This window comes from Staphylococcus sp. LCT-H4 (assembly GCF_001866145.1).
Classification (GTDB): Bacteria; Bacillota; Bacilli; order Staphylococcales; family Staphylococcaceae; genus Staphylococcus; species Staphylococcus succinus.
In genome coordinates this window covers 93064-105371 of sequence record NZ_MODY01000003.1, presented here as the reverse complement: position 1 = coordinate 105371, position 12308 = coordinate 93064, and the positions used below count along the sequence as shown (strand labels likewise).

The 12308-nt window shown below is 32.1% G+C and carries 11 protein-coding genes; all 11 read left to right on the top strand.

Annotated elements, in window-relative coordinates; all coding sequences use genetic code 11:
* Positions 1 to 29 precede the first annotated feature (29 nt).
* The gene (gene aroB, locus BK821_RS09405; protein WP_046837382.1) at positions 30 to 1097 is read left to right on the top strand and encodes a 3-dehydroquinate synthase; all 1068 of its coding nucleotides are present in this window, start codon (positions 30 to 32) and stop codon (positions 1095 to 1097) included.
* A 9-nt stretch (positions 1098 to 1106) separates the two neighbouring features.
* Positions 1107 to 2405, top strand: coding sequence for a 3-phosphoshikimate 1-carboxyvinyltransferase (aroA, locus tag BK821_RS09400; RefSeq protein ID WP_071331595.1), 1299 nt, complete (start codon positions 1107 to 1109; stop codon positions 2403 to 2405).
* A 5-nt stretch (positions 2406 to 2410) separates the two neighbouring features.
* Positions 2411 to 3658: a tetratricopeptide repeat protein gene (locus BK821_RS09395; RefSeq protein WP_046837384.1), complete on the top strand. Its 1248-nt coding sequence runs from the start codon at positions 2411 to 2413 to the stop codon at positions 3656 to 3658.
* 18 nt (positions 3659 to 3676) lie between these two features.
* Positions 3677 to 4243 carry a YpiB family protein gene (locus tag BK821_RS09390; protein WP_046837385.1) on the top strand — a complete coding sequence of 189 codons (567 nt, stop codon included), beginning with the start codon at positions 3677 to 3679 and terminating at the stop codon, positions 4241 to 4243.
* Between the two features lie 4 nt (positions 4244 to 4247).
* Positions 4248 to 4850, top strand: coding sequence for a DUF1405 domain-containing protein (locus tag BK821_RS09385; RefSeq protein ID WP_046837386.1), 603 nt, complete (start codon positions 4248 to 4250; stop codon positions 4848 to 4850).
* A gap of 37 nt (positions 4851 to 4887) precedes the next feature.
* A complete protein-coding gene (locus tag BK821_RS09380; RefSeq protein ID WP_046837387.1) occupies positions 4888 to 5583 on the top strand; it encodes a zinc metallopeptidase in 696 nt (231 codons plus the stop codon).
* A 262-nt stretch (positions 5584 to 5845) separates the two neighbouring features.
* A complete protein-coding gene (locus BK821_RS09375; protein ID WP_071331594.1) occupies positions 5846 to 6163 on the top strand; it encodes a nucleotide pyrophosphohydrolase in 318 nt (105 codons plus the stop codon).
* Between the two features lie 30 nt (positions 6164 to 6193).
* Positions 6194 to 7345 (top strand): N-acetyl-alpha-D-glucosaminyl L-malate synthase BshA, encoded by a 1152-nt coding sequence (gene bshA, locus BK821_RS09370; protein ID WP_071331593.1) that lies wholly within the window; start codon positions 6194 to 6196, stop codon positions 7343 to 7345.
* Positions 7338 to 8543 carry a CCA tRNA nucleotidyltransferase gene (locus BK821_RS09365; RefSeq protein WP_071331592.1) on the top strand — a complete coding sequence of 402 codons (1206 nt, stop codon included), beginning with the start codon at positions 7338 to 7340 and terminating at the stop codon, positions 8541 to 8543. Before bshA ends, BK821_RS09365 begins: the two co-directional genes overlap by 8 nt.
* Entirely contained in the window at positions 8530 to 9501 is a 972-nt protein-coding gene (locus BK821_RS09360) for a biotin--[acetyl-CoA-carboxylase] ligase (RefSeq protein ID WP_046837391.1), read from the top strand. Before BK821_RS09365 ends, BK821_RS09360 begins: the two co-directional genes overlap by 14 nt.
* A gap of 23 nt (positions 9502 to 9524) precedes the next feature.
* The gene (locus tag BK821_RS09355; protein WP_071331591.1) at positions 9525 to 12233 is read left to right on the top strand and encodes a helicase C-terminal domain-containing protein; all 2709 of its coding nucleotides are present in this window, start codon (positions 9525 to 9527) and stop codon (positions 12231 to 12233) included.
* Positions 12234 to 12308: the final 75 nt, after the last annotated feature.

Here is a 12308-nt window from a genome sequence, read left to right as displayed (position 1 = left end):
TAAAATCAATAAAGTGATTAGGTGAAATGATGAAATTAGAAACTACTTATAAATCAAACAACTATCCAATTGTTGTAGAACATCAAGCGCTAGATCAACTACACAATTATATTGAAGGTTATCAAGATATAGTCTTAGTTGTCGACGCTACCGTAGATATTAATTGGAAAAGCACATTAGAATTTATAACTACAGAATATGGCGCACATAAGCTCGTCATTCCTTCAGGGGAAACAACCAAGTCATTTAGTTTTTATGAAGAAATGATGGAAACATTATTAAGTAAACAATTGACTCGTGATACGTGCCTAATTGCTGTTGGTGGTGGAGCGACTGGAGACTTTACAGGCTTTCTTGCTGCAACACTTTTACGTGGTGTTGATTTTATACAAGTCCCTACAACAATTCTTGCGCATGACTCTAGTGTTGGTGGTAAAGTTGGTATTAATTCTAAACATGGTAAAAATTTAATTGGCGCTTTTTATAGACCTAAAGCTGTCATTTATGATTTGAACTTTTTAGACACTTTACCATACTCTGAAGTTTTAAGCGGTTATGCTGAAGTATATAAACATGCCTTATTAAGTAGTGCAGAAGCAGTGCGAAATATAGAAACACAATTTCCAAATGCCACTGCTTTAGCATCACTAAATGAAATAGAATATTATATATTTAAAGGTATCGAAACTAAACTTAATATTATTATCAAGGATGAAAAAGAGACTAATGTACGTAAATTCTTAAATCTAGGGCATACATTCGGCCATGCTGTAGAATATACGTTTAAAATTCCACATGGCCACGCAGTAATGATTGGTATGATTTACCAATTCATTGTAGCTAATCAGCAACTCAATCAAGATTTTGACATTGCGCACTACATCGATTATTTAAGTGCTTTAAATTATCCTTTAGACATTATAAATACTTTCGACTTCGAAACGCTTTATCATTTAATGCTCAAAGATAAGAAAAATGATCAACAAGGTGTACAAATGGTGTTATTAGATGGCATTGGTCATCCTGTAGTAAAACATGTAGATAAAGAGGCACTTCTACAAGCATACACAACATTACTAACATATTTTAAAAAGTAGGTGGCTTAAATGGTAAATAGTAAAACGATTGATATAAATGGTCCATTAATAGGTGAGTTAGAAGTTCCAGGTGATAAGTCTATGACACATCGGGCAATCATACTTGGTTCTTTAGCTACTGGTACTTCCACGATATACAAACCGCTTCTTGGAGAAGATTGTTTACGCACTGTAGAAATATTCAAACTGTTAGGTGTAGACATCTCAGTTAATGAAGATAAAATTGTTATAACTTCACCTGGTTATAAACAATTTAATACACCTCATCAAGTGTTGTATACCGGTAATTCAGGTACTACAACACGATTAGTGGCTGGCTTATTATGTGGTCTTGGGATAGAGACCGTCTTATCTGGTGATGAATCCATTGGTAAAAGACCCATGGACAGAATTATGAAGCCATTGAGGCTCATGCAAGCGAATATTAATGGCATTAACGATAATTTCACACCATTAATCATTAAACCAGCTAAGATAAAAGGCATCTCATATGAAATGGAAGTTGCCAGTGCACAGGTTAAAAGTGCAATTTTATTTGCAAGCTTGTTTGCTGAAGAAACTACAACAATTAAAGAAAAAGATACAACAAGAAATCATACCGAAACAATGTTCAAACACTTTAATATTCCTATAAAAACAGAGGCATCTACAATTTCAATGCCAGCTAACGGTATTGAACATATACAACCTGCTGATTTTCATGTTCCAGGAGACATCTCTTCTGCTGCTTATTTCATAGTAGCTGGCTTGATTACACCAGGCAGTGATATTACAATTCACAATGTTGGCGTTAATACGACTCGTTCAGGTATTATTGATATCGTGACACAAATGGAAGGGAATATTACGTTATTTAATCAAACTGATGGTCCGGAACCTACAGCGTCTATTCGTGTACAATACTCACCGAATATGAAGGCTACTCATATCGATGGTGACTTAGTACCGAGAGCAATTGATGAAATTCCAATCATTGCACTTTTATGTACTCAAGCCAATGCTACGAGTATTATTAAAGATGCTGAAGAATTGAAAGTTAAAGAAACAAATCGTATCGACACAACTGCGAATATGTTAAATTTATTAGGTTTTACATTACAGCCTACCAATGACGGTATGGTTATACATCCATCTGCCTTAGAACAAACTGCAACAGTGGATAGCTTTACTGATCACCGTATTGGAATGATGCTAGCCATAACGTCCTTATTAACCGATGAGACTTTAACAATTAATCAATTTGATGCAGTTAACGTTTCCTTCCCAGGTTTCTTACCTAAGCTAAAACAATTAGAAAATGAGGGATAAAAAGTATGGAAGATATCTACAAACTTATAGATGATATCAACTTGCAAAAATTAGATAACTTAGATTCACGTGTAAATGAAGCGTTGAGTTCACCAAACGATGATGCGCTTTTTGTACTTGGTGAAACGTTATATAATTATGGTTTAATGCCTCAAGGACTTGAAGTGTTCCGTACGTTATACCATAAATATCCTGATGAAAGTGAATTATTAATTTATTTCATCGAAGGTTTAATGTCTGAAAATCAAACTGATGAGGCTTTAGAATATTTAAACGAAGTAGAATTATCGACAGAACGTTTAATGTTAGAAGCGGATTTATATCAACAATTAAATATGTTAGAAGTTGCAATTGATAAATTAAGTGAAGCAATAGAAATCGAACCTAACGATCCGATCATTCATTTTGCTTTAGCAGAAATACTTTATTATGATGGACAATATTTACGAGCTACTTCTGAATATGAAACAGTGCTTGAAACAGGTGAATATGAAGTAAATGGTATTAATCTCTTTTCACGCTTAGCGGATTGTAGTTTGCAGAGTGGTAACTACAGTGATGCAATTAAAATGTTTGATGAGATTAATGAAGACGAGATGGATTCAGAAGATTACTTGAAAAAAGCTATCGCTTATGAAAAAAATGAATTAACTTTAGAAGCCATTAAGCTTATCCAATCATTATTATCCAAAGATCCAGATTTCTTACAAGGTTACTTCTATTTACAGCAACTCTATGAAAATGAACATAATCATGCTGATGCTATAGAGATTGGTAAAGAAGGTTTAAGATTAAGTCAATTCTATAAAGAATTAATGGTATCTACCGGTAGTATAGAAATCGAGCATGGTGATGCTAATGAAGGCGTACAATTATTAATTCAAGCGTTAGAAGTTGATAATGCATACCAAGAACCATTACTCATTTTAAGTGATTTATATAGACAAGAAGAAGATTATGAAGCATTAATAGGATTGTTACAATATGTCGATGAAGAAGACTTAGACCCAGTCTTCATGTGGCATTTAGCTTATGCATTAGGTCATGAAGAACGTGATAAAGAAGCACAACACTTCTATGAATTAGCTTTTCCAACGCTACAAACACAATCTGCCTTTTTAAGTGACTACTATTTCTACCTTATTGAAATCGGTCAGATTGATCAAGGGAAAGTGATTTTAAACAACTTGCTTGAGATTGAACCAAGTAATGAAACATGGCATGATGAATCTGAAAGGTTACAATCTTTCTAAATAAGGAAGGCGAATAGATTGACTGATACATTGCAATTACAACAAACTAAAGTAACATTTATTGAATATATACTTTTTCATTATGACTTCAAGTCGCGGATTAGTGTGTGGATATTAAATTATATTAAAAGCTCATTAGATGCTTTACAACAAATACACTTTGTTGACGAAGTCATTTCAAGCCACAACACATTAGAAATTGCTGTAATTGATACCGATAAACAAGGTATCAAGCTCACACTTAAAGATAAGCAACTTATAAATACTGATGAGATTTTCAATTTTGTTGTAAGTCAATCTGTACCTTTCGATATTAAGATATATTTTAATGAAAATCAGCATAGAGAGTCTAGGCTTGATGAGTTATTATTAGCACAATTATTAAACTCTCCTTATTATGCAATGTATATGCAAGATATTTATAGTATACCGTTAACAAAGCAAAGTGAATCTTCTATTATTAAGCACTTACAAGAGAATATTGATTTAAGTTTACAATTACATGATAAAGAATTATTTTATCAACTATCTCAAATCCTTAATACTTTTAAATTAAGAGATGTAAATATAACGACAAAGGATTGACACTATGAACCTAACATCGCTATGGCATATGATTATTTATCACAAAATCATTATTTATTTTCTGCTTATTTGTAATATATTAGGGACTATTTATGGCTATATTTGGTATGGTACACAATTAAAAGTCACAAGTTGGCAATTTATACCATTTGTTCCAGATAGCCCAACAGCATCACTATTCTTATGTATTGCAATAGTAGGCTTCATCATTGGCAAAAACTTCTCAATAATAGAAGCACTTGCCTTTGTATCACTCATAAAGTATGGTATTTGGGCAGTTATTATGAATATCGTGATGTTTATTCAATATGATTCAGTAACAATGATTGGATGTATGCTTATTTTATCTCATGGTATAATGGCATTGGAAGGATTCTTGTTTTATCCACGATTTAAAATAACAGGGCCTGCCTTTATAGTTGCTATGATTTGGGTTTTCCACAACGACATGATTGACTATGTATTTATGCAATATCCATTTTACGATTTTATTGGTAGTCATTTGGAAAGTGTAGCTTATCTTGCATTTGTATTAAGTGTCATTCCATTAGTATTATATTTATATTTAACTCGATTTAAAAAGTCTAAAATATTTGACCATCATTAACGTTCACAGTAAAATGTTAATAAAGGAGTGAGGATTTTTGTCTTTTATCTATATGATAGTATACTTTGTTATTTTAATGGTACTCCCTCTATGGGCACAGCACAAAGTGAAATCTAATTATGAAAAATATTCACAAGTAAGATCAACAAGTGGTAAGACAGGGCAAGAAGTTGCCCTAGAAATATTACATGCAAACGGTATTTATGATGTCGATGTCATCGAAGGGAAAGGTTTTCTAACTGATCATTATGATCCTAGAAAAAAAGTACTTGTACTATCACCGGCTAACTTTAGTAGACCATCAGTTGCTGGTACTGCGATTGCAGCTCACGAAGTGGGACATGCAATACAACATGCACAAGGATATTTCTTCTTAAGATTTAGAACGTCATTAGTACCACTCGCTAACATAGGTAGCTCTATTGGTTACTTAGCAGTGTTTGCTGGTATTATTTTAACAAGTTTACAAAGCACATTAGGTTCTACAGCACTTTGGATAGGTATTGCGTTTATGTCCTTTGCCGTATTGTTCTCGATTGTTACACTACCCGTAGAATTTAACGCAAGTAGTAGAGCAATGAAACAAATTCAAAGTTTAGACATTGTGAACGAAAATGAATATCGCCATGCTAAAAAAGTACTTACAGCTGCAGCAATGACTTATGTTGCTTCAACAGCAGTCGCTTTAGCAGAACTTGCACGCTTTATTCTTATTGCTAGATCAAGTGAATAATGTCTTAACATCCTATTGTTTATAACAATAGGATGTTTTTTTATGTATTGAAATGTTAGATTTTATTTCTTACAAATCATCATGCACTTTGCGATAATCTATATACATTCATTTTCTATTTTTAGAATAATCCTACAACTCAAATCAATCATTAATATAACTAACAAACGCCTATAGTGTTTAACTGTTGCAGGAATAATGCATGAAGCCTAAAATTAAGCTATACTATATAAGATATTGTTAGAATGTGAGGCGTATAAATATGAAATCAATAAATGATATGCAAAAAGAAGTTGATGACTATATTGGTCAATTTAAAACAGGTTATTTCTCTCCATTAGCCAACCTTGCAAGACTCACTGAAGAAGTAGGGGAACTATCTAGAGAAATCAATCATTATTATGGTGAAAAAAAGAAAAAAACATCAGAAGCTGAAAATACAATTAAAGCTGAATTGGGTGATAATTTATTCGTTTTATTATGTATTGCCAATTCCTTAGATATAGACATGACTGATAGTTTTAATGAAACTATGAATAAATTTAATACACGTGATAAAAATCGTTTTGAACGAAAATAATTAAAAGATAGAGAAAGGGTGTTCCACCTTATGAAAATCGGAATTACTTGTTACCCTTCCATGGGTGGTTCTGGAATTATTGCTACTGAGTTAGGAATCAAACTCGCTGAACGGGGCCATGATATCCATTTTATAACATCTAATATTCCTTTTAGGATACGTAAACCATTACCTAATATTACTTTCCATCAAGTTGAAGTAAATCAATATGCTGTCTTTCAATACCCACCATATGATATTACATTAAGTACAAAAATCGCTGAAGTTATTAACGAATACGATATAGACATATTACATATGCACTATGCAGTACCTCATGCGGTTTGTGGAATTTTAGCAAAACATATGTCCGGTAATGAGAACATTAAGATTATGACCACTTTACACGGTACAGACATCACTGTATTAGGTTATGACCATTCATTAAAAAATGCGATTAAATTTGGTATCGAAGAAAGTGATATAGTGACTAGTGTCAGTAAATCTTTAGCACAACAAACCAATGATATTATAGAAACAGACAAAGAGATCATTCCTATTTATAATTTTGTCAGAGAGAATGAATTTCCAACAAAATCAGACCAACCAACGACTCAAAGTGAGGAATTAAAAGCGTGTTATGGTATCAAACCGGAAGAAAAAGTATTAATCCATGTATCTAACTTTAGAACAGTGAAACGTATTGATACCATACTCGATACATTTGCAAAGGTTCACAAAACATTGCCTTCTAAATTATTGTTATTGGGTGATGGGCCTGAACTCATGGATATGAAAGAAAAAGCGCGTGAACTCTCAGTTGAAGATTCCGTATTATTCCTAGGTAAACAAGATTGGGTGAGCGAATTTTATCAAATTTCAGATTTAGTATTATTATTAAGTGAAAAAGAAAGTTTTGGGCTGACCTTGCTTGAGGCTATGAAGTCTGGCGTGGTACCTATTGGTTCAACAGCCGGTGGGATTAAAGAGGTCATTAAACATGAAGAAACTGGTTTTATTGTGGACATCGGTGATAGTGATGCTGCATATGAATATGCCATAAAATTATTAACTGATAATGATTTATATAAAACGATGCAATCGCGTATGTTAGAGGACGTGGCAGCACGTTTTTCATCAGACTTAATCGCTGACCAATATGAGTATTATTACAAAAAAATGTTAGAGGGTAACAATGACTAAATCATTATTCGAAATAGCCAAACCAATTTTAAAACAACTGCAAGCACATCAATTTGAAGCTTTTTTTGTAGGCGGTTCAGTGAGAGACTATATTATGGATAAAGAAATACATGATATTGATATTACAACCAGTGCAACCCCAGATGAAATTGAATCAATCTTTGATAAAACCATTCCCATCGGTAGGGACCATGGCACGATTAATGTCGTCTACAACAATGATCAATACGAGGTAACTACTTTTAGAGCTGAAGGTGAATATGACGATCACCGTAGACCAAATGAAGTGTTTTTTGTAAGAGATTTATACGAAGACGTTAAACGAAGAGACTTTACAATGAATGCAATCGCAATGGATATTGATTATCAGATACATGATTATTTTGAAGGCCAAAAAGATATACAAAATCGCATCATTAGAACAGTGGGTAAAGCAGATGAACGTTTTAATGAAGATGCATTACGTATAATTAGAGGATTACGTTTTCAATCTCAATTTGGATTCTCTTTGGAAAAAGAGACCTATGAAGGTATGTATGCACACATCGCCGATATCGCGCATCTATCCATTGAACGTATTATCGTAGAACTTAAAAAATTAACATTAGGTCGTTATGTTGCCCAAAGCTTTTCTAATTTGAAGGATTTTGAAGCATTTAAGTACATTCCTTTCTTTAAAGAATATGATATCTCGCGATTTATGCTAGAAATGCCTCTGCCTTTCGAAATGTTTGTTGCTTTATTAAAAGTACAACAACCAGCCATTGATGGAAAACTAGCGGCATTGAAAATAAGTAATAATGACAAAAGGCGTATTCACAGGCTAGAACAATTAGTACGTTATATGCCACAAGTTCATGATAAAGATGCATTGAAATTATTTGTTTACGATTATGGGAAAGAAGATATACTACAAGTGTTAACCTATTTAGATGTAATCAATCATAATGACATTGTGACTATTTCTCCATTAATAATAAATACAATAACTATTAATGAAGTAGTTCAGCAATTACCTATCATTTCTAGAAAAGAGTTAAATATTAATGGGAAAGATTTGATACAAACGATGGATGCACCTAGTGGCGCATGGGTAAAAATAGCATTACGCCAAATTGAATGTGCCGTCATAGCTGGTGACGTCAAAAACATTAAAGAAGATTTAATAGAGTGGGTGAAAAGGCATGTCAAAATATAGTAAAGATGTTATCCAAATGTTATATCAATATCAACCTGAATATATTTCAGGTCAATTCATCGCTGAACAATTGTCTATTTCACGTACAGCTGTAAAAAAAGTTATTGATCAATTGAAAATAGAAGGATGCAAAGTTGAATCGATTAATCACAAAGGGCATCGGTTAATTCAACTACCAGAAAAATGGTATAGTGGCATTGTGCTACCGATGATTAAAGAACAAAACGTCTTCGAACACGTTGAGGTATTAGAAACCACTGAATCCACACAATTACTTGCTAAACAAAAATTAGTTGGGAATAATGATACATTTTTAATATTAAGCGATGAACAAACAAAAGGTAAAGGCCGTTTTAACAGACCTTGGTCTTCATCTAAAGGCAAAGGCTTATGGATGTCTATTGTACTAAGACCTAACGTTGCCTTCGATATGATAACTAAGTTTAATTTATTTATGGCTTTAGGAATAAGAGATGCTATACAACAGTTTAGTAATGAACAGGTGGAAGTTAAATGGCCAAATGATATCTATATTAAAGGCCAGAAAGTATGTGGCTTTTTAACAGAAATGGTAGCAAACAGTGATGGCATTGAAGCGGTAATTTGCGGTATTGGTATCAATATGAATCACTTGCCTGAAGATTTCTCTGAAGATTTATCCCAAAAGGCTACAAGTGTTCGCATACATGCAAGTGAAAAAGTAAATCGTTATTATTTTTTACAGGCTTTGGTTAATCACATAGAGCAGCGTTATACACAATTTCTCAATACACCTTTTTCATCTATACGTGAAGAATATATTGCTGCCTCAAATATTTGGAATAAACAATTAAGATTCACTGAAAATGGCAAACAATTCTTTGGTGAAGCGCTAGACATTGATAACAGTGGCTTTTTGATTGTTATAGATGAAAATAAAGAACAACATTGTTTAATCAGCGCAGATATTGAATTGTAAAACCACGGAAAGGAGGAATAGACATGACGCAACCTTGTTATGCTGTTGTGGATTTAGAAACAACGGGTAATCAACTAGAATATGATGAAATTATTCAAATCGGTATTACATTTGTTCGTGAAAATAAAATCATTGGTACATACCATTCAATGATTAAAACAGATTTAGAAATTCCTCCTTTTATACAGGCGTTAACTTCAATAGAAGAAGAAATGCTAAATCAAGCACCATATTTTCATGAAATTGCCGATGACATATATAAACAAATAGAAGGTTGTATATTTGTCGCACATAATGTCGCATTTGATTTAAATTTCATCAAAATGTCTTTTAAAAATTGTAATATTAAATATCGCCCTAAAAAAGTTATGGATACTTTAGAGTTATTTAAAGTAGCCTTTCCTACAGATAAAAGTTACCAATTAAGTGAGTTAGCTGAAGCGCATGGGATTATATTGAATAATGCTCATCGTGCGGATGAAGATGCTGCAACTACAGCTCAATTAATGATACTCGCTTTTAATAAATTTGAAACATTACCATTAGACACTTTAAAGCAATTATATTATTTAAGTAAAAATTTAAAGTATGACTTACATGATATATTGTTTGAAATGGTCCGTAATCATGACGATAAAATACTAGATGATGCTTATGATCAATTTGAACAAATCATTTATAAAAAGCAAATAGATTTCAAAGCACCAACGGTAAATTTTAATGGTACTTTGAAAGAATTATATACCTTAGTGACTAAAGAATTAAATCTGACGTATCGTCCTCAACAATTGTATTTATCAGAGATTATTCTCGAACAATTAATGCACAGTGAAAAGGCGATGATTGAAGCACCGTTAGGAAGCGGAAAATCAATTGCTTATCTACTTGCATCACTTATGTACAATATTGAAACAGGTAAGCATGTAATGATTTCTACAAACACTAAATTGTTACAAAACCAATTATTGGAAAAAGATATACCTGCACTTAAAAAAGCATTGAACTTTAAAATTAATGCTACTTTAATAAAAAGTAAACGCGATTATATTTCCTTAGGTCTTATTAGTCAAATTTTAAAAGATGAATCAAATAATTACGAAGTCACTATTTTGAAAATGCAATTATTAATTTGGATTACTGAAACTGAGACAGGAGACATACAAGAGTTAGATCTTAAAGGCGGACAACAAATGTACTTTGATCAAAAACTTGAAACTTATGTACCAGTACGCAATGATATCCATTATTTCAATTTTATTAAACGTAACGCTCAAAATATTCAAATTGGTATTACAAATCATGCACACTTAATCCATGCAGCACATGACAATTCAATTTATCAATTGTTTGATGATTGCATCATTGATGAAGCACATCGTTTACCTGACTATGCTTTAAACCAAGTTACAAATGAACTAAGCTACTCAGACATTAAATATCAGCTTGGGCTCATAGGTAAGACTGAAAATGATAAATTACTAAAGGCTATCGATCATTTAGAACAGCAAAGAATTTTAGAAAAGCTAGACATCCCACCTATAGATGTTTTTGGGTTAAAAACAACAGTAAATGAAATACATGATTTAAATGAACAGTTGTTTAAAACGATGTTTGATTTAATACAAACTGCCGATATTCACGATGATGAAGTACATAAACTGCATTTTGTATATCATTTTGACGCAACTCCAATTTTAAATGACTTACATGCAATTACACATAAACTAAATATGGCTTTAGAGTTTTTCAATGGAATGAGTCATAAAACAATTAAGTCTGTACGTAAACAAATGCTATACATTAATGATCGATTCAAAGCAATGGAACAAAGTTTAAAAAATAATCATACAAGTTATTTATCAATTAAAAATTTAAGCCAGAAGTCAACAATTAGACTAAATGTGAAAGATTATAACGTTAAAGAAATACTAACTAAGCAAGTGTTAGATAAATTTAAATCACTCACTTTTATTTCAGGCACATTAACTTTCAACCATTCTTTTGATCATTTTAAACAATGGTTTAATAAAGATGTAGCATTTAACACATATGAGATTGATACTACAGTGATGTCGCCTAATCAGACCACTGTATTCGTCCCTAATGATGTCTCATCATACAATTATAAAAATATTGAAGATTATGTGAGTTCAATTGTTAATTATGTTATAGAATACGTAAATATTGTGGAATCCAAATGTTTAATATTATTTACAAGTTATAAAATGATGCACATGGTGCAAGAATTATTAAATGAACTACCGGAATTTGAGGATTATGTAATTCTCACTCAACAACAAAATCAAAATTATAAGATTGTGCAGCAATTTAATAGCTTTGATAAGTCGATTTTACTGGGCACAGGTACATTCTTTGAAGGATTTGATTTCCAATCCAATGGAATCAAGTGCGTAATGATAGCTAAATTACCATTCATGAATCAGAACAATACAAAGTATTGGCTGATGGAATCTGAGTTCACTTCCACATTCAAAGAATATGTACTACCGGATGCAGTAACAAGATTCAGACAAGGCCTCGGTAGATTAATACGTAATGAGCACGATAAAGGTATTATTGTATCATTTGATGATCGATTAATACGTAGTAATTACAAACAATTTTTCGAACAGTCATTAGAGAGTTATCGCCAAAAGAAAGGCGACGTCAAACAATTTTCTAGTATACTTAAAAAATTAAAAAAAGATGAAGCGAACAATCGTAAAAGTTAACACATGCAACTAGAACTTATACATGCATTTTGTTAAAATATATAAGGATTAAAAAAGAAGATAACAATATAATAG

Bases quoted from the DNA above. Each gene is read 5' to 3' on its own strand.
- BK821_RS09365 (WP_071331592.1), top strand. From the start codon at position 7,338: ATGACTAAATCATTATTCGAAATAGCCAAACCAATTTTAAAACAACTG.
- BK821_RS09375 (WP_071331594.1), top strand. From the start codon at position 5,846: ATGAAATCAATAAATGATATGCAAAAAGAAGTTGATGACTATATTGGT.
- BK821_RS09395 (WP_046837384.1), top strand. From the start codon at position 2,411: ATGGAAGATATCTACAAACTTATAGATGATATCAACTTGCAAAAATTA.
- BK821_RS09355 (WP_071331591.1), top strand. From the start codon at position 9,525: ATGACGCAACCTTGTTATGCTGTTGTGGATTTAGAAACAACGGGTAAT.
- BK821_RS09385 (WP_046837386.1), top strand. From the start codon at position 4,248: ATGAACCTAACATCGCTATGGCATATGATTATTTATCACAAAATCATT.
- BK821_RS09360 (WP_046837391.1), top strand. From the start codon at position 8,530: ATGTCAAAATATAGTAAAGATGTTATCCAAATGTTATATCAATATCAA.
- bshA (WP_071331593.1), top strand. From the start codon at position 6,194: ATGAAAATCGGAATTACTTGTTACCCTTCCATGGGTGGTTCTGGAATT.
- aroA (WP_071331595.1), top strand. From the start codon at position 1,107: ATGGTAAATAGTAAAACGATTGATATAAATGGTCCATTAATAGGTGAG.
- aroB (WP_046837382.1), top strand. From the start codon at position 30: ATGAAATTAGAAACTACTTATAAATCAAACAACTATCCAATTGTTGTA.